This is a genomic window from Mameliella sp. CS4 (assembly GCF_019392335.1).
Lineage (GTDB): Bacteria > Pseudomonadota > Alphaproteobacteria > Rhodobacterales > Rhodobacteraceae > Antarctobacter.
The window spans coordinates 1-21,996 of sequence record NZ_JAHXRQ010000007.1 but is presented as its reverse complement, the minus strand read 5'-3'; the positions used below and the strand labels follow the sequence as shown (position 1 = coordinate 21,996).

Here is a 21,996-nt window from a genome sequence, read left to right as displayed (position 1 = left end):
CGGTCGTCTGACCGGGGCGGTTTTCTTTGTGCCTTTGCCCATTGGGGCGGATGCAAGGCCGGCGGCCGCCGGAAACGGATCGCAAGCGCCGGGGTGCCACTCCCGGCCCTGGGGGCGTGAAACGCCCCGTTCTGCGCAGATCGAACGGACCCCGAGGGAGGGGTGCTGATCCGGTTTGCTGGTCGACCGGGACGGGTTTTGCCCGATCCCGGTTAACCCTTGCTTGACGCAGCGTGCGGTGCCTAGCCGCGCAGCCGATGGTGCAACAGGATCGGCACGACAAGATCCTCCTCATCGGTCAGGTGCCGGGCAAGGAACCCGCGCAGGGTTTCCGACAGGTCACGCACCGGGCGGGCCTCTTCGCCCATCTGGCGCGGCTCCAGCGTGGCCAGTTGCACCGTCCGATTGGCCGCCCGCGTGAAGCGGTCCAGCAAGTCGTCCAGCGCGACATGGTCGCTTTCCAGCATCTCCAGCCCAGAGGCAAAGCGCGGGTCGGCCTCTTCCAGCTCGGGGAAAAACCTGTGGTCTTCCCAGCTGTGGTGCCCGTGCAGGTTACCCACCAGCAGGTTGCCGAAATGGGCCAACCGCCCGGCATAGGCCTGGTCCTCGATCCTGTTGTCCAGAAAGGCCTCGGTCTCCTCCTGCAGGATCTCGCCAAGCTGGCGAAACCCCTGGTGCGCGCGCATCCAGTTGCGGGTGCTGTCGGCAAGTCCCGGGTGCGCCTGCCAGCCATCGCGTGGCAGGACCCGGAGCAGGGTCTGCATTTCAGTGGGCAGACCGCTGCGGGTCTCGATGTCGTAAGTCATGAGACCCAGATGGGGCGTGCGTTATAGTATAACAATTCGCAGGGCTGCACAGGGCAGGGGCCCCGAACGCACAGGAGGGCGCACTGGGGGAGGCACAGGAGGACGCATTGAGGCGAAGGTCAGAGGGCAAAGTCATCCGCCGTCAGCCCGGTGACATTGGCCACGCGGATCTCGGCGTCCGCATTGCCGTCGCCATCCACGTCGATCTGAACGATGGTCGAGCCGGTGGGCGTTTCGAACAGCCGCAACTCGGGGTTGCCGGAGGGGGCGAAAGCGGCGGTGCCCTTGAACTCGAAGACACCCGGCGACAGGGCCGCAACCGTGATCAGGTCCACCCCCTGTTCGAAATCGAGGATCTGGTCGCGCATGGCGCCCACCACTGTCTCTGCCGCGCTTCGAAAGACAAAGATATCCGCATCCTGCCCGCCGGTCAGCATATCCATCCCCAAGCCGCCGGCCAGGGAATCTTGGCCAGTACCACCGCGCAGGATGTCGTTGTCGTCGCCGCCCTCCAGCACGTCATCGCCATTGCCGCCGTCCATCGTGTCGTTTCCGGTGCCGCCATCCAGACTGTCCGCGCCGTCCTGCCCGACGAGGATATCATTCCCTCCGTCCCCGGACAGGGTGTCTTCGCCGGCGTTGGCGTTCATCGTGTCGTTGTTGCCGCCGCCGCTCATCGAGTCGTTGCCATCGCCCCCCAGCAACTGGTCGTTGCCCGCGTCGCCGGAGAGGTCGTCGTCGCCGCCGCGCCCGACGATCAGGTCGTCGTCATCCCCGCCGGACACCCTGTCGGTCTCTGCGCCGCCGGCAATCGTGTCGTTGCCACCTTGTCCAGTGATCACACCCAGCACCTGCCCCAAGGCACCGTCGTAGCGATCGTTGCGCCACCCCAGGTCGACGCTGCCGTTGAAGGTGCCGGTGTTGTAGATGCTGTCCGGTCCGTCGGTGCCACGATAGGCCAGGGTCCCGCCGCTGATCGTGCCGTTATTGATCAGGCGGACTCCGCCGGGAAAGTACCCGTAATACCCGAAGGCGTCGATGCCATAGCCGCTCTGGCCGGTGATCGTGCCGTCGTTCACGATATAGGTCACCTGGCTGCCCGAGATGACTTTGATGCCGTTGCTCCGCCCGTCGATGATCCCGTGGTTGCTGATCCGCGTATTGAAGCCGTTGACCGGTAGATCGGTCCAGACGGTGGCCAGAACGCCGTTGACGGCGCCGATGATCGTGCCGGCATTGGTCAGGGTGAAGGACAAGTTGGGCTGCACATGCACGGCGTCACCGCTGTCCGACTGCATGTAGCCCTCCGGCCCGACGACCATCGACATGTTGGCCCCGTAGAAATCGAGCACGTCGTACCCGCCCGCGCCGCTGGTCTGCGCGGTGCCGTTGACCGAGAGATAGACGCGGTCAAAGTCGTTGACCCCGAGCGTGACCTGGATCGCGTTTGCGGAACTGACCAGCAGCGTGCCGTCCCGCGTGATGACCCCGGTTTCGCCTTGGGCGAGCGCTTCAGGAACGAGGCTGAGCGTGTTCAGAACGAAAGAAGCCATTGGATACTCCGGATACATGAGAGGTCAGGGCGCCCGTCGAGGCTGTACCGGGCCGGACGACCCGTCCTTGATTCAAATCACCCGATGCGCGGAGCGGCGGGGCGCCGCTCCTACACACGTCAAGCTGTCCTCTGGCGCGTTTGCCGTGCCTGTGGCGGGGGGGGCGGCGTTTACAGAACGAAGTCATCCGCCGTCAGCCCGGTGACATTGGCCACGCGGATCTCGGCGTCCTGGGTTCCGTCGCCATCGGCATCGATCAGAACGATGGTCGATCCCGTCGCCGTTTCCTGCAGCCGCAATTCCGGGTTGCCGGAGGGCGCGAAAGCCGCTGTGCCGCGGAACTCGAACACGCCGGGCGAGAGGCCCGCCACGGCGATCAGGTCGACGCCCTGTTCGAAGTCGAGGATCTGGTCGCGCATGGCGCCGACGACGGTTTCGGCCAGAGCACGGAAGACAAAGACATCCGCGTCCTGTCCGCCGGTCAGGAAGTCGCGGCCAAGGCCCCCGGCAAGCTCATCCTCGCCGGAACGCCCGCGCAGGATGTCGTTGCCCGCGTCGCCTTCGAGCACGTCGTCACCGGCGCCGCCGTCCAGGGTGTCGTCGTTGTCGCCACCCTCCAGCCGGTCGTCGCCGCCCTGTCCCACCAGCACGTCACCGCCCGTGTCGCCCAGGATCTGGTCGGCGCCGGAATTGCCGTTCAGCGTGTCATTGCCTCCGCCGCCGAGAAGCTCGTCGTTGCCGGTGCCGCCGAGGATGAAGTCGTTGTCGAACCCGCCGTCGAGGCTGTCATCGCCGCCTCGCCCGACCAGCAGGTCATCCTGATTGCCGCCCGACAGCGTATCGGCGCTGTCCCCGCCGACCAGCGTGTCATTGCCGCCACTGCCCAGGACCGTGCCCAGCACCTGGCCGCTGGCGGCGCTTTGGAACAGGTCATTCCCCAGCGCCATCTGCACATCGCCGACGATCAGGCCCGAGTTCACGACGCTGTCCGCGTTGAACCCGGCGTTGATCACATTGCTGCCCGGCCCGTTGGCCCCATGGATCTCGCCAGTGTTGACGATCCGGGTCGCGGTCGAGTTGCTCATCAGGATCAGGGTGGTCTGGATGATCCCCGAATTGGTCAGCCGGGCCGTGCCACTGGCGTCGATGTTCAGCGCGCGCCCCTGGATCAGTCCGGTGTTCCAGACCGTCCCGCTGGTCATGAGGCCCGACAGGTAGATGATGTCCTCACCGCCGGTCGAGATCATCCGGCCGTTGTTGATCAGGTTCAGGGAAAAGTCGTTGGCGCTGTCCACATCGATCGTTTCCTGGCCCGCGATGATATCGCCGTTATTGACGATCCGGACGGTGGTCCCACTGGTGGAATGTTGCAGGTCGATCCCGTCCAGGGTGCTCTGGATCACCCCGTTGTTGACCACATAGGCGTTGGACGAAAAGATCTCGACCGCGTCAACTACGGCCAGAACCGTGCCGTAGTTGTGAAATTCCGTCCGGGCGCTGCCGCCGGCCGAAAGGTTGACGCCGTCGGTTGTGCTGGTGATCACTTCGCCGGGCAACAGGTAGGTCTCGTCCCCGTTTGTGATGGCGACGGGTCCTGCGACGCTGGTGATGAAATTGACGGCCATGGGAAAGTTTCCTTGTTGTCAGGAGGTCCTTGATTAGGACTGCGGGGTCTATGTGGGGCCGCTCTGGCGCCGGGATAAAAACGTGTTGAGAAAGCGTTAAGCCATTTCGGTTGCCCGAGGAAGGCAGGACCGCAGGAAGTGCATGGCACGGGGCCTGTCCGCGCCTAAAGCACGAAATCATCCGCCGTCAGCCCGGTGACATTGGCCACCCGGATCTCGGCATCGGCGATGCCGTCACCGTCATTGTCCAGCTGCACGATCGTCGATCCGGTTGCCGTTTCCAGCAGCCGCAGCTCGGGGTTGCCCGAGGGGGCGAAAGCGGCGGTGCCCTTGAACTCGAAGACACCCGGGGAAAGGCCCGCCACGGTGATCAGGTCGATCCCCTGCTCGAAGTCGAGGATCTGGTCGCGGTCGGCGCCCACAACGGTCTCGGCGGTGCTGCGGAAAACAAATGTGTCGGCATCCTGCCCGCCGGTCAGGAAATCGCGCCCGAGGCCGCCCGCCAGTTCATCCTCTCCGGCGCGGCCGCGCAGGATGTCGTTGTCGGCGCCGCCTTCCAGGATGTCATTGCCGTTGCCCCCGTCCATCGTGTCTTCGCCGGTGCCGCCATCCATGTCGTCGGCACCATCCTGGCCGACCATGAGGTCGGCACCGCTTCCGCCTGCCATCGTGTCGTTGCCATCGTTGCCGGTCAGCGTGTCGTTGTCCGTGCCGCCGTCCATGGAGTCGTTGCCGTCGCCGCCGATGATGAAATCCGATCCGGATTCGCCCAGAAGGATGTCATCGCCACCCCGACCGACCAGTTGGTCATCGTTGGCGCCGCCGAAGACGTGGTCGGCCTCGCTGCCCCCGGAAATCGTGTCGTTGCCGCTGCTTGCCTGGATTTCGCCCTGCACGATGCCGCCGTTGCCATCGTAGAGGTCGTCGCCGAGACCGAGAGAGACATCTCCGATCATGGTCCCCGCGTTGCGGACCGTGGTCGCCGCGCTTGAACTGTCGGAGAAGCTGTCGGACTGGCCAATGACGGTGCCGGTATTGTGGAATGTTCGGGCCCCGGACGAACCGGATTGAAAATTTACGGCGCGGCCAAGGATCGAGGAAATCGTGCCGGTATTGACCAGGTAGGCATCGCCAGTTCCGGCCTGGACGGTCACCGCCGTGTCCCGGTTCTGGATCACGCCGAAGTTTGCGACCCAGATGTCGGCGCTGCCGTCACTTTCGGTCAAACGCACCTGATTGTTGAGAATGCCGCTGTTTTGCAGCTTCATCGAGGCCGTCACGTCAATGCGGATGGCATCGGCAAAGACGGTGGTTATGCTGCCGTTCGGCAACACGTTCACGACCACTGTGCCCGATGAGAGATCGATGCCGCGCCCGGTTCCCGACGTGGATTGATTGATGACGGGACCGTCGATTGTCAGGTTGGCGAGGCCCGGGGTTCCGGTGATCGCCCCGGTGGTATCGGTCACGATAAGCTGGGCGTCAGGCCCGCTGATGACACCTGACACGGAGAGCGTTTGTGACGTGGTGGTCAGAGTAGTGATGACAAAAGACATGGCGTCCTCCCTGGATCGCGTGGTTTTCGTTTGCGATGTGGCCAAGCAAAGCATGGCCGGCATTTTCGTGACAACTTCGTTGCCAGTAGGCGTATGTCCTGCTCAGCGGTTGCGCGCGGGTGTCAGAGCACGAAGTCGTCCACCGTCAGGCCGGTGACATTGGCCACGCGGATTTCCGCATCGGCGTTGCCGTCGCCATCGGTGTCCATCTGCACGATGGTCGATCCGGTGGCTGTCTCCAGCAGCCTCAGTTCCGGGTTGCCCGATGGGTCAAATGCCGTCGTGCCGCGGAATTCGAAGACACCCGGCGACAGGCCGGCCACGGTGATCAGGTCCAGGCCCTTTTCGAAGTCGAGGATCTGGTCGCGCAGCGCGCCTGCCGGGGTCTCGGTCACGGCACGAAAGACGAAGGTGTCCGCCCCCTGGCCGCCGGTCAGGAAGTCCAGACCCTCGCCGCCGGCCAGCTCATCCTCGCCCGAACGGCCGCGCAGCACGTCGTTGCCCGACCCGCCATCAAGGATATCATCACCCGCGCCGCCCTCCAGCGTGTCGTTGCCAGCCCCGCCGTCGAGGCTGTCGCTGCCGTCCTGCCCCAGCAGCAGGTCCTGGTCGGAAGAGCCGCTCAGGGTGTCGTCACCGCCGTTGCCGATCAGCGTGTCATCGTCCAGACCGCCATCCAGCAGGTCATTGCCCGCGCCGCCAAGCAGGGTATCGTTTTCCGACCCGCCGGAGAGCAAGTCATCGCCGCCGCGTCCCACCAGCAGGTCATCCCCGCTGCCGCCGTCAAAGATGTCGGCATAGATCCCGCCGGACAGGCTGTCATTGTCCTCTTCGCCCCGAACCAACCCGTTGACGACGCCGTCGGGACCCTCGTAGCGGTCATTGCCCTCTCCCAGATAGATGTCTCCAACCATCTTGCCGGAATTGCTGACGATATTCGCGCCTGTGCCGACTGACGCGGAATAACTGACGGCCCGGCCGATGACCTCGCCGGTGTTGTTGAAATAGGCGGTGCCGCTGCTGGCCGCGAGGTGATTGTGATACACGGCGATGCTGGCATCCGAAATGAGGGTGCCGCTGTTGATCAGGGTGCTGGTCACCGTCCCGCTGTCGAACTGGACCGCCTGCAAGCGGGCCTGGATCAGCCCGCTGTTTGTGAAATACATCGCGGCGCCCCCGTCCGATGCAGTGGCCTGCACGGCATCGGATTGAGAGATGATGGTGCCCGCATTGCGCAGGGAAAAGGTGCTGTCGACGCTTGCCTTGATCGTAACGCCATCGGCGCTGCTCAGAAACCCGTCGGGACCGACTTGGATGTTGATCCCGTGGCCGCTGGCATCGACGGCGCTTGCCCCGCTCAGGGTCGATGCCACGAAGCCGTTGACGATCAGGTCGTTCTCGGACGTCCCGGTCGACACGATGGCGTCCAGCAAGACGACCAGCGCGCTGGTCGAGGTCGAGAGGACCCCGTATTGCCCGCCTGTCAGCGTTTGTTGCGCGGTATAGTTTCCGGGGCCAAGAACGAAATTGGGCATGCTATCTCTCTTTCCGTGGTGCAACCGGTGCAGGCCCGGCGGGGAGGGGGCGCGGCTCGGGAAGCCTGGCAAGCCCGCCCGCGCGTTTACAAAACGAAATCATCCGCCGTCAGGCCGGTGACATTGGCCACCCGGATCTCGGCGTCCTGAGTGCCGTCGCCATCGGCATCCAGTTGCACGATGGTCGATCCCGTGGCCGTTTCAACAAGACGCAGTTCCGGGTTGCCCGAGGGGGCGAAACCGGCGGTGCCCCGGAACTCGAAGACCCCCGGCGACAGTCCCGCCACAACGATCAGGTCCACCCCCTGTTCGAAGTCGAGGATCTGGTCGCGGTTGGCACCGACGACCGTCTCTGCCAGAGCGCGAAAGACGAAGTTGTCCGCATCCTGCCCGCCGGTCAGGAAGTCGCGGCCAAGGCCCCCGGCCAGGTCATCCTCCCCGGCGCGCCCGCGCAGGATGTCGTTGCCATTGCCGCCTTCGAGGATGTCGTCGCCCGCGCCGCCGTCGATGGTGTCATTGTCGGACCCGCCGTCCAGTAGGTCGCTGCCGTCCTGACCCAAAAGAAGGTCATTTCCAGTCCCGCCCAGGATCGTATCGTCTCCGGCGTTGCCCTGTGCGGTGTCTGCGTCCGGTCCGGCATCGATCGAGTCGTTGCCATCGCCGCCCAAAATGACGTCCAGTCCGCTGCCCCCGATCAGGTTGTCATCGCCGCCGCGCCCCACGAGCTTGTCATTGTCGGCACCGCCGTCCAGAAGGTCGGCCTGGGAGCCGCCGGAGAATGTGTCATCACCTGCCTCGCCAAAGACGCCCTCGGAGACGAAGCCGTTGCCGAAGGCTTCGTAGCGGTCGATGCCGTCGCCCCCCCTGATTACGCCGTAGATTGTCCCGGAATTGGCCATGAAATTGTTGTTGTCGCTGCCGAATATCCCGGCGTTGAGGGCTGCTGAAACAATCGCGTCTGGGGACCTGAGCCCGGTGATGGTGCCCGAGTTGAAGAACAAGCCGTTCAGATCCGATCTCATGTCGATGAGGTTGGTTTCCACGGTCCCGCTGTTGCGGAAATGGGAAACGCTATCGCCGTTCATCGCGATGACCGCGCCGCGCATCAGGCCACTGTTGTCGATATAGACAGCCCCAAGATTGTTGGGGCCGACAAACCCGGCATTGACGACGCTGTAGTCGGCAAGGGCAATTCCGGCATTGTTGAAGAACAGGTCAATGGTACCCGTGGCCTCTTCGACGTCGATCAGGTGCGCGTCGGCAGTGATCGTTCCGGTGTTGACGATGACCGCTTTGCCGTCGCCTCCGCCGAGGTCAATGGCATCCTGCGTCACGCCGTGAATGCTGCCTTCATTGACGATCCGCGTGTTGGAGGCGTTCACATTGACGGCGAGTATGCCGAAAATGTCGCCTTGATTGAGAAGCCCTGTCCGACTGTTGCCGGAGGACAGCGTGACGCCGGTGCCGGACACGTAGATATCGATGGCCTCGCGCACCACAAGATCGTCGCCGTTGGCGACGGTCACCATGCTGCTGGAACTGGAGGATTGGTATACGATGGTCATGGCTTATCTCCGATAAATTTCATGAAATACCTGTCGGCCGGGGCCGATACCGAGAAAGGCACAATCAACAGAGTACAGTATTCATCGTAATCCCTATAGCGGGCAGGGCTGACACGACACTGGCGGGCGTCTTGGCAATCGACGCCCCGCCGCGCTTGCACTAAAGCACGAAGTCCTCCGCCGTCAGGCCGGTGACATTGGCCACCCGGATCTCGGCGTCCTGGGTGCCGTCGCCATCGGCGTCCAGCTGCACGATGGTCGATCCGGTCGGGGTCTCGAACAGCCGCAGTTCCGGGTTGCCGGAGGGGGCGAAACCCGCCGTGCCTCGGAACTCGAACACACCCGGGCTGAGGCCCGCCACGGTGATCAGGTCCACACCCTGTTCAAAGTCGAGGATCTGGTCGCGGTTTGCCCCAACGACGGTCTCGGCCAGCGCGCGAAAGACGAAGACATCCGCATCCTGCCCGCCGGTCAGGAAGTCGCGGCCAAGGCCGCCCGCCAACTCGTCCTCTCCCGCACGTCCGCGCAGGATGTCGTTGTCCGCCCCGCCTTCGAGCACGTCGTCGCCATTGCCGCCGTCCATGGTGTCGAGCCCGGCGCCGCCCTCCATGAGGTCCCGACCGTCCTGGCCGATCAGCAGGTCGTTGCCGCCCGCGCCATCGATGGTGTCGTCGCCGGCATTGGCGTTGACGGTGTCATTGTTGTCTCCGGCGTCGATCTCGTCGTTGCCCGCGCCGCCAAGGATCGTGTCCTCGCCCAAGTACCCAGTAAGGGAGTCGTCCCCGGCGTTTCCGATGATCAGGTCGTTGCCCGCCGCACCATTGACGGTGTCGTTGTCATCACCGCCGATCAGCGTGTCGTTGCCCGCCGCGCCAAGGATCTGGTCGTCGCCCGCGCCGCCGCGGATGATATCGGCGGTTGCATCGCTGGCGGTGGAGTCGGCGCCATAGAGCGTGTCGTTGCCCTCGTTTCCGAGCAGCAGATCGCGGCCTGCGCTGCCGATGAAGTAGTCCCCCTGGCTGCCGCCGATCAGCGTGTCATTGTCCGCGCCGCCGGTGACCGTTTCCGTCACCAGGCCGCCCTTGCCGTTGTAGACGTCGGAACCGTCGCCCAGATAGACAAATCCAAGGATCTGGCCGGTGTTGAAGAGCTTGTCGTTGCCGCCGCGAAGGTCGACATTGCCCAGCATCTGGCCCGAGTTGTTGACACGGTCGATGCCGCCGTCATGACCCCGCAGCGCGCCCTCGTCCCCCGATATGATACCGGAATTGTTCACGACGAATGTGGGGGCGACGACGACGTTCGAGATATCGACGCCCCACCCGTTGGCCGAAGTGATTTCCCCGGCGTTGATGATGACGGTCCCGTCCGCACTGCCGGCCACACGGAGGCCGGCGGCTTCGGTCCCGACCGCCGAGAGGACACCGCCCGCCAGGTTGGTGACCCGGCTGTCCGTGTTCTCGACGATGACCGCGTTGTTGAAACGATCATCCTGATTGGCGTCATCGTAGGCATTGGCGGCAATGGTGCCCGAGTTCACAAGATAATCGCCCGATCCATTGAAGAAGAAGATCGGTGACGCGGCGGAAATCTGGCCCGTGTTGGTCACCGTGGTGCCGCCGCTGCTGACAATGGCGGTGCCCTTTTCGATGGAGATCAGGCCATGATTGACAAGGGTCTGCTCTGCGCCTGTGCCGCCATTGAAATACAGCACCGTGATACTGGGAGAGTCTGCGAAACTGATGAGCGATCCGGTCTCGGTGATGGTCAGCGAAAACCCGTCGCCGGTCTGGGTGGTGATGCCTGCCGCAGTGATCGCCTGCCCCGCGAGGGTGACGGAAATACTGTTCAGGGGTGTGGACCACAGGGCGCCGTTGCTCGACCCCCAGTAGATGCCTTCGGGGACGTACAGTTCGTCGCCGTCGGCGGCAAAGCTATGCGCCGTGCCCGAGATGAGCCCCGATGTGGTGATGACGGTCAGTGCCATGATACAAATCTCCCTGGTTTTTATGAAAATGCGCGGCGGATGCGCTCAGTATAGGCAATACTCCGGCGTTTTGTCGCGTTTGGCCGCCCTTCGCCTCGGTAGAGGCATAGAAGGCCCGGACTGCGCACCCGGGTCTTTGTCCGTTCGGAAGGGGAGGGGGAGGATCACAGCACGAAGTCGTCGGCGGTCAGCCCGGTGACATTGGCCACCCGGATCTCGGCGTCCTGGGTGCCGTCGCCATCGGCATCCAACTGCACGATGGTCGATCCGGTGGGGGTCTCGAACAGGCGCAGCTCCGGGTTGCCGGAGGGGGCGAAACCCGCCGTGCCGCGGAATTCGAACACACCCGGGGACAGGCCCGCGACAGAGATCAGGTCCACGCCCTGTTCGAAGTCGAGGATCTGGTCGCGGTTGGCGCCGACCACGGTTTCCGCCAGCGACCGGAAGACAAAGAAATCCGCATCCTGTCCCCCGGTGAGGAAGTCGCGGCCCAGTCCTCCGGCAAGCTCGTCCTCGCCCGCGCGGCCGCGCAGGATGTCGTTGTCGTCGCCGCCCTCCAGCACGTCATCGCCATTGCCGCCGTCCATCGTGTCATTGCCCGCGCCGCCATCGAGACTGTCGGACCCGTCCTGTCCGACAAGGATGTCGTTGCCGTCATTGCCCTGCATCGTGTCGTCGCCGGCGTTGCCGTTCAGCGTGTCGTCGTTTCCTCCGCCCGAAATGTCGTCGTTTCCCGCGCCGCCGAGGATGAAGTCATTGCCGAACCCGCCGTCAAGAAGGTCGTCGCCGCCGCGACCCAGGACCGTATCGTCGTTGCTGCCGCCTTGCAGGTGATCTACCCCTTCCCCTCCTTTCAGCGTGTCATTCCCGAGTCCCGCATCGACGACGCCCCGTACCCTGCCCAGAGAGCCATCGTATTGGTCGTCGCCCCCGCTCAGGGTGATGTCACCGTCCATGAGCCCGGAGTTGAAAATGATGTCTGGTCCGTTGCCGCCCCTGTAGGATCCGGCTTCGCCGACAATCGTCCCCGAGTTGTGCAACAGAGTATCGCCGGTATCGGCCACGTTGGTCCGGATGCCTTCGGCCATCAGGCTGGAGATCAGCCCGGTGTTGATGATCCTCGTTTGCGAGGTCCCGCTTCTCAGGTCCAGGCCGTCCTGGTTGGCGGTGATGATGCCGTGGTTCCGGATATCGATTTCTATCGCGCCATCGGTATCGAACGCGATCACGCCATTGCCACCTGAATCGATCGTGCCGTGATTGGACAGGACCAAACCCTGTGTATTGCGCACATCGATTGTTTCGCCCGTGGCGGTGGTCACAAAGCCGTTCGGCCCGATCACGATATAGGTGTTGTCGGCCGTGACCTGAATTGCCTCGAAACCGCCAGAGCCCAAGGCGACGACGCTGCCGTTGACGCCGATCCGGCTGAAGCCCGCGCCCGAACTGGTAATGACATCGCTGCCACTGACCACGAGCTCTCCGTCCTTGGTGATGTACCCTTCCTCGCTGCCAACCAGGCTGCGCGCGGTCGTGTTGTAGCTGGTGATAACAAAATCTGTCATTGGTTTATCCCTTTTTTCAAAGCGCCAATGGGCGCAAAATGCTGTTGAAAGGTCTGTAACAATTCACTGCAACGTACCGTTTGGGGACCTGTTGCAGAGAGGGGAGGGAGCCGAGACAAGCTTTGGGGGGCGCGGCTCCGGTTCGTCCTGGCGGTCAGAGCACGAAATCATCCGCTGTCAGCCCGGTGATCCCTGCCACCCGGATCTCGGCGTCCGCCGTGCCATCGCCGTCGGCGTCGATCTGAACGATGGTCGATCCGGTGGCCGTCTCCACCAGTCGCAATTCCGGGTTGCCCGAGGGGGCGAAAGCCGCCGTGCCGCGGAACTCGAAGACGCCGGACGAGAGACCCGCCACGACAATGCTGTCCACGCCCTGTTCAAAGTCGAGGATCTGGTCGCGATTGGCGCCGATCACGGTTTCGGCCAAGGCGCGGAACACAAAGACATCCGCATCCTGACCGCCGGTCAGGAAATCGCGGCCCAGCCCTCCGGCCAGCTCGTCCTCTCCCGCGCGACCGCGCAGGATGTCGTTGCCTTCGTCGCCTTCGAGGATGTCGTCGCCCGCGCCGCCGTCCAGCGTGTCGTTTTCGGAGCCGCCCTCCAGCCGGTCCGACCCGTCCTGGCCCACCAGGATGTCATTGCCCGATCCACCCAGGAGGGTGTCCTCTCCGGCATTGCCGTTCAGCGTGTCGTCATTCGCGCCGCCGTCGACAGAGTCATTGCCGTCGCCGGCCAGGATCATGTCGTTGCCGTTCTCTCCGTACAGGCTGTCGTCACCGTCGCGCCCGACCACAAGGTCATCGTCGAGACCGCCGTTCAGCGCATCGTCCAGCCCGCCGCCGACGACCGTGTCATTCCCACTTGCGCCCAGCACCGTGCCGACGGTCACGCCGTCGCCGACGGCCTCATAGCGGTCGGCGCCACTGCCCATCAGGACATTGCCCAGGATCTCGCCACCGTTGCGGATGGTGCTGAGGACGGTGTTGTTGGCGGCAATGGCAAGGCCCGCCGGATCAAAGGACTGGATCAGCCCGAAATTGACCAGCGTATAGGCGGTCTCGTCCGAGTCGACCCGGATCGCGGGACCGGCCATGCCCTGGATGGTTCCGGTGTTCAGGATCTGCCAGCCGCCGCCATCCAGCCGGAGGCCCGCGCTCCCCCCGGTCAATGCGCCGTGGTTGGAAAAACTCGAGTTGATGGCGCTTTCCATATGCGCGCCGTAATTGGCGCCGGACACGCTGCCGGTTGCGCCGATTACGAAAGTACTGTCTACCAGAGTTCCGCTGCCCCCTAGGTAGCCCCAGAAGTTCAGTCCGATATCAGCGGCGGCCACGGTGCCATGAACTTCCAGACGGACGTTCGGATAAGGATCAGACGGCAATCCCGTCGGCAGGCTGTAAAATCCGTCGGTGGCGGAGGTCGCGAGCACTCCGGGCGCCATAAAGACAAAATCGTCGGCATTGACCAGGTAATTGGTGGTCTGATTTGTTGTGACGGGTTCGAATGCCATGAGAAACTCTTTCTCTATATCAGGGTAGGAAAATATTGGCTGTGGAATAAAGGGATGCGTTTCAATCGTGCAAAGAATTACAACACGAAATCATCCGCTGTCAGACCTGTGACACCGGCAACGCGGATTTCTGCGTCCTGGGTGCCGTCGCCGTCCACGTCGAGCTGCACGATGGTCGATCCGGTGGGCGTCTCGAACAGGCGCAGTTCGGGGTTGCCCGAGGGGGCGAAAGCCGCCGTGCCGCGGAACTCGAAGACACCCGGAGACAGGCCCGCGACGACGATGCTGTCCACGCCCTGTTCGAAGTCGAGGATCTGGTCGCGGTTCGCGCCGACCACGGTTTCCGACGCACTGCGGAAGACGAAGGCATCCACGTCCTGTCCCCCGGTCAGGAAGTCCCGGCCAGGGCCACCGGCCAGCTCGTCCTCACCCGCGCGGCCGCGCAGGATGTCGTTGCCATAGCCGCCTTCGAGGATGTCGTCACCATCGCCGCCGTCCATCGTGTCGTTGTCGTTGCCTCCGTCGAGCAGGTCGGATCCGTCCTGTCCCACCAGCAGGTCGTTGCCGCCCTCGCCATAGATCGAGTCGTCGCCGGCGTTGGCGTTCACCGTGTCATTGTCGTCACCCGCGTCGATGTCGTCATTGCCCGCGCCGCCGAGGATGTAATCGTCTCCGCTGTCGCCGTTCAGCAGGTCGTCGCCGCCGCGTCCGACGATGGTGTCGGCATCGGCGCCGCCGCTGAAATCATCCGTGTTCTCGCCGCCGGCCAAGGTGTCGTTGCCGGTTCCGGCAAGGACGGTGCCATTGATCACGCCGCCGTTGTTGTCCAGCCGGTCGTTGCCGTCGCCCATCTTGACATCGCCGTTCATGATGCCGCTGTTGAAGATGCGATCGACACCAGACCCGGTCTCGGTCGTGTAGGACATGCCGCTACCGCCTGAGATCGTGCCGCTGTTGCGCAAAACGGTTGTGCCTGTACTACCGGTGAAGAAGTTCGAAAAGATCCCGGACGCGTCGCCCTCGATTGTGCCCGAGTTGACGATCGTGACCTTGGCCGACCCGGAATCCAGAACAAGCCCGTCAGAGCCGCCGATGATCGTACCGCTGTTCACGATCTTGATCGGGGCGGCCCCGTCCGTTTGGCGGACGTCGATTGCGTCAAAAGCGGACAGGATCGTGCCAGTGTTGTGCACCCGCATCGTATACGTTCCCTTCAAGTCGAACGCATCACCTTCGAGCGAGTTCACATAGCCCGAAGGACCGACATAGGCAAAAAACGTGTTGCCATCGTGATCGACGGCGTTGTGGGTGCTAGAAGAATACGCGATCACGGAACCATTGATGCTCAGACTGTTGCCATCGCCGGTGGACGTGATGGCATCGCCGTTGACCACGAGGTTGGCATCGGCATCGGTGAGGATGCCGGTATCATAGCCGGTCATGGTCTGCGCCGTGGTCGAATGACCGGTAAGAGTAAAATCAGCCATTTGAAAAATCCTTTTTTGGTTCGGGGCCGCCCCGTGCGCACGGAGGGCCGGTTTGGATCAGGCAATCGAACGCTTGTTCGCCACCGTCCTGAAGGCCGGGTTCGCGCCAGCCTCCGTAGGTAAAGCGGGGGGCAATCCCACAGGGCACCCCTACGGATCATGCCCGAGTTTTTACAAAACGAAATCCTCTGCCACCAGCCCAGTGACACCCGCCACGCGGATTTCCGCATCCGCCGCGCCGTCGCCATCGGCGTCCAGCTGCACGATGGTCGATCCCGTGGGCGTCTCGAAAAGCCGCAGTTCGGGGTTGCCGGAGGGGGCGAAAGCGCCCGTGCCGCGGAACTCGAAGACGCCCGGGGAAAGCCCCGCGACAGAGATCAGATCAACGCCCTGTTCGAAATCGAGGATCTGGTCGCGGTTGGCGCCGACGGGCGTTTCGGCCAGCGCCCGGAAGACGAAGAAATCCGCATCCTGTCCGCCGGTCAGGAAATCGCGACCCTCGCCGCCCGCCAGCTCGTCCTCACCCGCGCGACCGCGCAGGATGTCGTTGCCCGCGCCACCTTCGAGGATGTCGTCACCCGCGCCGCCGTCCATCGTGTCGTTGTCGTTGCCTCCGTCGAGCGTGTCGTTCCCGGATTGGCCAACCACGATATCGTCGCCGATGCCGCCCATGACCTCGTCATTGCCGGATCCGCCGCTGGCAGTGTCGTTGCCATCACTGCCGGTCAGGAGATCGTCGCCGGCGCGTCCGATGAGGCGGTCATCGTTCGCGCCGCCATCCAGGTTGTCGGCGGCGTCACCGCCGATGAGCGTGTCGTTGCCCGCGCTGCCGTTCACCGACCCGGACACCAGCCCGGCGCCACTGCCGACATAGGTGTCGTCGTCGGTGCCCATGTCGACATTGCCCAGGATCTGACCCGTGTTGACGACGCGGTCATTGCCAGCGTTCAGGCGGACATCGCCCTGGATGACACCGGCGTTCTGGATGGACTCGGCGGGAGTGCCCGTATGGATCGCCAGATCCCCGACGCCCGAGATCGTACCGACATTGACCAGCGACAGTTGTGCGTCGACGTCGATAACAGGGTCGATCAAACTGCCCGCGCCGGTGATCTGACCGCTGTTATACAGGTGCAGGATGCCGCCGCCGTTGATCTCCTCGATGGCCGAGCCCCTTTGCGAGCTGAGGATGCCGGTGTTGGTGATCCTGTTGGCGCCAGCCAATTCCTGGAACACCAGGGCCTGTTGCTTGGCGGAAACCAGGCCGTGGTTCTCGATGACCAGGTCGGATGCCGTTGACATGATGATGCCCTGAGCGGACGAAAAGATGGCGCCATTGGCCCCGACAATGACGGAGGGAAGAACGACGGTGGCGATTCCGGTATAGAAGTTGATCCCGTCATCCTCGGCGACAATGGTGCCCAGAACGTTGACCGTCACCGAAGACAGTTCGGTATCCCCACCCGGGTTTCCCTGCATGGCGCGGCCGGCGGACGACAGAACCACACCTTCGAGAAGGGTCACGACGTCGAAGTCGTCAACAGTGTACAGGGCCGCGGTGTCCGTGTTGATCAGTTCAAATGCCATGATGTGGTTCCTTTCTGTTCAGATCGGGTTCCAGTGGCGGCGGGCGCGTATTGCGCCATGACATTTGGAGAGGGGCCGCCAATGGCGGCCCCTCGGGGACGATTTGGCAGTTGCGTGGCTGGCCTCAGAGCACGAAGTCGTCCGCCGTCAGGCCGGTGACATTGGCCACGCGGATCTCGGCGTCCTGGGTGCCGTCGCCATCGGCGTCGATCTGAACGATGGTCGAGCCGGTGGGGGTCTCGAACAGCCGCAACTCGGGGTTGCCCGAAGGATCGAAGGCGGCGGTCCCGCGGAACTCGAACACACCCGGGCTGAGCCCCGCCACGGTGATCAGGTCCACCCCCTGTTCGAAGTCGAGGATCTGGTCACGGTTTGCGCCGACCACGGTCTCGGCGAGGCTGCGGAAGACGAAGGTGTCCGCATCCTGACCGCCGGTCAGGAAGTCGCGCCCCAGGCCGCCCGCCAGATCATCCTCGCCCGCGCGGCCGCGCAGGATGTCGTTGTCGTTGCCGCCCTCCAGAATGTCATCGCCATTGCCGCCGTCCATGGTGTCCAGGCCTTCGCTACCGTCGAGGTAGTCGCTGCCATCCTGGCCGACCAGCAGGTCATTGCCCCCCTCGCCGTAGATCGAGTCGTCCCCGGCGTTGCCGTTCACGGTGTCGTTGTCCGCGCCCGCGTCGATGTCGTCGTTGCCCGCGCCGCCAAGGATGAAATCATCGCCGCCGTCGCCGTTCAGCAGGTCGTCACCGCCGCGTCCTACGATGGTGTCCGCGCCGGCACCGCCGGCAAAGTCGTCGGAAAGATCGCCGCCGGCCAGGGTGTCGCTGCCCGAGCCGGCATCGACGGTGCCGTTGATCACGCCGCCGTTGTTGTCGAGGTAATCGTCGCCCGCACTCAGATCAACGTTGCCCTGGATCGTGCCGGTGTTGCGGACAACGTCATCGCCGCCGTCAAGGTCGATGGCGAAAACGCTGGCGAAGCCGCCGCGTACCTCGATCAGGCCGGAGTTCAGCACGCGCACATCGGTGTCCCGCGAGGTTGAAAGCCCGCCGAACCAGCCGGAGATCGTGCCCGAGTTGCTGACCTGGAAACCGCCGGTGTTGCCAAGGGAGAAGGACACAGCCACCCCCTCAAGCGCCTCGATGGTCCCGGTGTTGTTCAGGACGTGGTTGTTTGTATTCGTGCTGTCCGACGTCAGCGTCAGGCCATTTGCTTCGCCCGAGATGAACCCGGAATTGCTGAGGTACATGTAGGTGTCGCCGGTGTCGGCATCCACGGCGTCACCGTCGTTGCTGGTGATGCTGCCGGTATTGACCAGGTTGAACCGGGCCGCGCCGTCGCTGTCCTGAAAGTTGATCGCATCACTGTTCATCGAATGGATGGTGCCGTGATTGACGACATTGGCCAGGGTGCTCACGTCGATGTCGATGGTACCGCCGGTCGGGTTTTCGGCGTCGATGCTGCCGTCTTTGCCGTTGAACATCTCAAAGACGCTGCCGCCTGCGTCGATGGCCGCAAAGCCGCCGCCATAGGCATAGATGGCACCGTGGTTGGTCAGCCAGTTGGTGCCTGCTGTGGCCTCGATCGCGTCGCTGCCGCTGATGTAGAGCGTTCCGTCGCGGTCGAGACAACCGGATTCGCTGCCGACGAGGGTACGTGCGGTGGTCGAAAATGCGCCAAGTCCGAAAGATGCCATGGTTCAAGTCTCCTGGGGTCAAGGTGTGAAAAGATAAATTGAGTCATAAAAGGGACGTGTCCCGGCGCGAATTGTCAGCGCGGACTGTCTTGGCGTCAACAGTTTTCGTGCCGGTGTGGCGGGTTCGGACCTACAGGACGAAGTCATCCGCCGTCAGGCCGGTGACATTGGCCACCCGGATCTCGGCATCGGCAATGCCATCGCCATCGGCGTCCAGCTGCACGATGGTCGAGCCGGTCGCCGTGGTGATCGCCCGCAACTCGGGGTTGCCCGAGACCGAGAAGCTGCCCAAGGCCCGGAATTCGAACACGCCGGGCGAGAGGCCCGCGACGACGATGGTGTCCACACCTTTCTCGAAGTCGAGGATCTGGTCGCGGTTGGCGCCCACCACGGTTTCGGACAGGGAGCGGAACACAAAGAGGTCGGCGCCTTCGCCGCCGGTCAGGAAATCGCGGCCCAATCCGCCGGCCAGTTCGTCCTCGCCCAGGCGACCGCGCAGGATGTCGTTGCCGAGGCCGCCTTCGAGGATGTCGTTGCCCGCACCGCCATCCATCGTGTCGTTTTGATCCCCGCCGTTGATTGTATCCGCGCCGTCCTGGCCCACCAGGATATTGGCGCCGGTGCCGCCAAAGATCTGATCGTCGCCGGAACCGCCCGAGATCGTGTCGTTGTCGGTGCCGCCCGACAGGATGTCGTCGCCCGCGTTGCCCTGGATATTGTCGTTGCCGCCACTGCCCGACAGTTCGTCGTCGCCGCCGTGACCCACCAGCAGGTCGTCGCCGGCGCCGCCATCGAAGACGTCGGTGCCGTTGGCGCCGATCAGGGTATCGCTGTCATTTCCGCCAAAGACCCCGCCGACAATCTCGCCGAATTCGACGGCGCGCAGAAAATCGTTGCCGTCGCCCAGCGTCACGATGCCGTTGATGAGACCGGAATTCACCACCCGGTCATTGCCGGTGCCGAAATTCAGGTTGCCAAAGATCGTGCCCGAGTTGGTGACGCGCGTTGCGTCATCCGCGTCGCCCTGAACGGCGGTACCAAGGAAACTGCCGTTCCCGACGATGCCGCTGTTGACAAGGCTGACGAAATTCCCGGTGCCCGCGTCCAGCAGGACAACCGGCGCGCTTGCCGAGTTCGGTGCAGAGAGCGTTCCGCGGTTGATCACCAGCCCGTCGGCGGATGTCAGATCCACGGCGGACCCGCTGACGGTCATGACCACGCCATCGTTCACGATCAAGCCGCCGCTGCCGTCTACCGTGATCCCGCGACCGCCGCCCAGGGCCGCGATTGTGCCGCGGTTCACGACGCTTGCATCGGGTGAGGTGATGAAGACGCCTTCCAGGCCCGTGATGTTGCCTTCGTTGATGACAAGGCTGCTCTGACCGGTGGTGGGCAGGATGGCGATCCCGGCTCCGTTCGTTGCCGAGATGTTGCCGGTGTTGGTGACCATCGTGTCACCGCCGGTCAGGCTGATCCCGATGTCGGACGCGGCGATCTCGCCCGCGTTGATGATCCGGGCGATCCCGGAATCCGTCACGATGCCAGAACCGCCCACGGTGATCTTGTTGTTGTTGGTGATGACGTCCTCTTCGCTGGACCTGCCCCCCAGGACCAGGATGCCATCCCCAACGCGCGAGGAGATGAGCCCGTCATTGACGGCCTCGTTGTCACCGCCTTCCAGGACGATGGTCGTTCCAGGTGAGGAGATCGTGCCGCTGTTGGCCACCAGGTTGTCACCGGCGCCGATCCGGATCGCGGCAAGACTGCCGGTCAGAGTTCCCGAGTTGGTGATGAAGTGCCCGCCGAGCTCGAGGTCGATGGCCTGCTCCAGAGCTGTGATCGTGCCGCTGTTGTCGATGATGTGCCCCGCCGCAGCGAAACCGCCAGTCGAAGAAATCGCGTCAAAAGTGGCGCTGATGGTGCCGCTGTTGGTCACTCCGGCAGCGATTGACAGCACAACGCCCTGGTTTCCGCCGCTGATCGAACCGGAGTTGGTCAGGTTTGTGCCGACCGCGGTCGAGATGACGTAAACGCCAAAGTCCGCGCCCATAATATCTCCGCGATTGTTGATCACGGTGCCTTCGCCGCTGATCTGGAGCCCGTGACCGCCGCCGCTGACCGAGCCGGTGAAGGCGATGTTGACCGTAACGGAACTGGCGTCGATCTGCAGCCCTTCGGCGACGCCGCCGGCAAAGAGGCTGCCTTCGATCCGGGCGGTGCTTCCATCGACGGATGCGAAACGCAGCGCGTCAAAGCTCTGGTCGCTGACCAGCACACCTTGGCGCAGGATGTAGTCGTCTCCATTGACGATGAAGTCGCCGGTGGTCTGATCGGTGTTACGAATGATGAGGGCCATGAAAAAAATTCCTGTTGAAGAGGCGTTGGATTGGACCGGGGCGATTTACGCCCCGCCGTTAACCTTTTCAGCATAGACACTACGGGCCATCGGCCAAGGGATTATGGCGCGTCGGCGGATACTATCGCTGAGGCTGCCTTGGTCCCGATATCGACAGGAGCGGAGGCCCGGGAGACGGTTACAGCACGAAGTCGTCCGCCGTCAGGCCCGTGACTTTGGCCACCCGGATCTCGGCATCCGTGAGCCGTCGCCCTGACGGTCGATTTGCAGGATGGTCGAGCCGGAGGCGGTCTCTATCAGGCGCAGTTCCGGATTGCCCGAGGGGGAAAGGGGGCCGTGCCGATGAATTCGAGCACGCCGGGCGCGAGGCTTCCAAGCACGATGGTGTCGAGCCCCTGTTCGAAATCGATGATCTGGTCGCGGTTCGCCCCCACCACCGTCTCATTGACATTGCGGAACACAAAGCTGTCGGCCCCCACGCCGCCGATCAGGAAATCGCGCCCGTCGCCCCCGGCCAGTTCGTCCGCGCCGGCGCCGCCCCGCAGGATGTCATTGCCTGCGCGGCCTTCGAGAACGTCATCGCCCGACCCTCCGTTGAGGGTGTCGTCGCCGCTGATGACGCCGACGACCGCCCCGTCGCCGATCAGGCGCAGACGGTCATCGCCCGCGTTCAGGATCACGCTGCCGACGGTCCCGCCAATGAACACCCCGTCCCCCGTGTCAGAGCCCTGGATCCAGCCCGTCACCGTTCCGGTGCCAGACCGGCAGCATATCGCCGTCGATGTAGCCATCGTTGCGTATGGCCCTGGAGCCGCGCCGAAAGACACGGTGCCGTGGATTTCACCTGTATTCACGATGCTTTTCCGGACGGACGCGCCGTACAGGTTTATGTAGCCGAAGATCAGACCGGTATTGGTCACCTGGTCCGCGTCGCTGTTCGAAACGATCGCGGCGCCATCAGGCGCCGTGATCGTGCCCGCGTTGCGCAGGCTAAACGATGAGGGTTCTAGTGTTCCGAGTCTGACGCTTGCTACCTGTTTCCACGGATTTCATCGAGGGTGTCCAGCGCGCGGCGTTCCCGGGTCAGGATGTCCTCGGCGGTCTTGCTCCAGGTGAAGGGTTTCGGGCTGGCGTTGTGCTGGAGCAGGTAGTCATAGATGGCGGCCTC

The 21,996-nt window shown here is 63.7% G+C and carries 14 protein-coding genes; all 14 read right to left on the bottom strand.

Translation table 11 applies throughout. From position 1 onward, the window contains the following. Window positions 1–242: 242 nt before the first annotated feature. The 14 genes from KZZ07_RS10535 to KZZ07_RS27990 all read right to left on the bottom strand — a co-directional run bounded on the left by KZZ07_RS10535 (window position 243) and on the right by KZZ07_RS27990 (window position 21,574). Window positions 243–806 carry a hemerythrin domain-containing protein gene (locus tag KZZ07_RS10535; RefSeq protein WP_219514041.1) on the bottom strand — a complete coding sequence of 188 codons (564 nt, stop codon included), beginning with the start codon at window positions 804–806 and terminating at the stop codon, window positions 243–245. A gap of 119 nt (window positions 807–925) precedes the next feature. Beyond that, window positions 926–2,359, bottom strand: a complete 1,434-nt coding sequence (locus tag KZZ07_RS10530) for a calcium-binding protein (protein WP_219514039.1) — start codon at window positions 2,357–2,359, stop codon at window positions 926–928. Window positions 2,360–2,529: 170 nt separating this feature from the next. Beyond that, window positions 2,530–3,984 (bottom strand): calcium-binding protein, encoded by a 1,455-nt coding sequence (locus tag KZZ07_RS10525; RefSeq protein WP_219514037.1) that lies wholly within the window; start codon window positions 3,982–3,984, stop codon window positions 2,530–2,532. A gap of 164 nt (window positions 3,985–4,148) precedes the next feature. Next, window positions 4,149–5,540 (bottom strand): calcium-binding protein, encoded by a 1,392-nt coding sequence (locus KZZ07_RS10520; RefSeq protein WP_219514036.1) that lies wholly within the window; start codon window positions 5,538–5,540, stop codon window positions 4,149–4,151. A gap of 122 nt (window positions 5,541–5,662) precedes the next feature. Further along, on the bottom strand, window positions 5,663–7,075 hold the full coding sequence (locus KZZ07_RS10515) for a calcium-binding protein (protein WP_219514035.1): 1,413 nt from the start codon (window positions 7,073–7,075) through the stop codon (window positions 5,663–5,665). An 86-nt stretch (window positions 7,076–7,161) separates the two neighbouring features. Further along, complete coding sequence (locus KZZ07_RS10510) at window positions 7,162–8,640, bottom strand: calcium-binding protein (protein WP_219514034.1); 1,479 nt, start codon at window positions 8,638–8,640, stop codon at window positions 7,162–7,164. 160 nt (window positions 8,641–8,800) lie between these two features. Continuing rightward, entirely contained in the window at window positions 8,801–10,627 is a 1,827-nt protein-coding gene (locus KZZ07_RS10505) for a calcium-binding protein (RefSeq protein WP_219514033.1), read from the bottom strand. A gap of 164 nt (window positions 10,628–10,791) precedes the next feature. Beyond that, window positions 10,792–12,192, bottom strand: a complete 1,401-nt coding sequence (locus KZZ07_RS10500; RefSeq protein ID WP_219514032.1) for a calcium-binding protein — start codon at window positions 12,190–12,192, stop codon at window positions 10,792–10,794. Window positions 12,193–12,346: 154 nt separating this feature from the next. Continuing rightward, entirely contained in the window at window positions 12,347–13,702 is a 1,356-nt protein-coding gene (locus tag KZZ07_RS10495) for a calcium-binding protein (RefSeq protein WP_219514031.1), read from the bottom strand. A gap of 77 nt (window positions 13,703–13,779) precedes the next feature. Beyond that, the gene (locus tag KZZ07_RS10490; RefSeq protein ID WP_219514030.1) at window positions 13,780–15,189 is read right to left on the bottom strand and encodes a calcium-binding protein; all 1,410 of its coding nucleotides are present in this window, start codon (window positions 15,187–15,189) and stop codon (window positions 13,780–13,782) included. A gap of 171 nt (window positions 15,190–15,360) precedes the next feature. Then, on the bottom strand, window positions 15,361–16,776 hold the full coding sequence (locus tag KZZ07_RS10485) for a calcium-binding protein (RefSeq protein WP_219514029.1): 1,416 nt from the start codon (window positions 16,774–16,776) through the stop codon (window positions 15,361–15,363). 124 nt (window positions 16,777–16,900) lie between these two features. Continuing rightward, window positions 16,901–18,472, bottom strand: coding sequence for a calcium-binding protein (locus tag KZZ07_RS10480; RefSeq protein ID WP_219514027.1), 1,572 nt, complete (start codon window positions 18,470–18,472; stop codon window positions 16,901–16,903). Window positions 18,473–18,602: 130 nt separating this feature from the next. Next, the gene (locus KZZ07_RS10475) at window positions 18,603–20,828 is read right to left on the bottom strand and encodes a calcium-binding protein (protein WP_219514026.1); all 2,226 of its coding nucleotides are present in this window, start codon (window positions 20,826–20,828) and stop codon (window positions 18,603–18,605) included. A 296-nt stretch (window positions 20,829–21,124) separates the two neighbouring features. Then, the gene (locus KZZ07_RS27990; RefSeq protein WP_370631118.1) at window positions 21,125–21,574 is read right to left on the bottom strand and encodes a M10 family metallopeptidase C-terminal domain-containing protein; all 450 of its coding nucleotides are present in this window, start codon (window positions 21,572–21,574) and stop codon (window positions 21,125–21,127) included. Window positions 21,575–21,996: the final 422 nt, after the last annotated feature.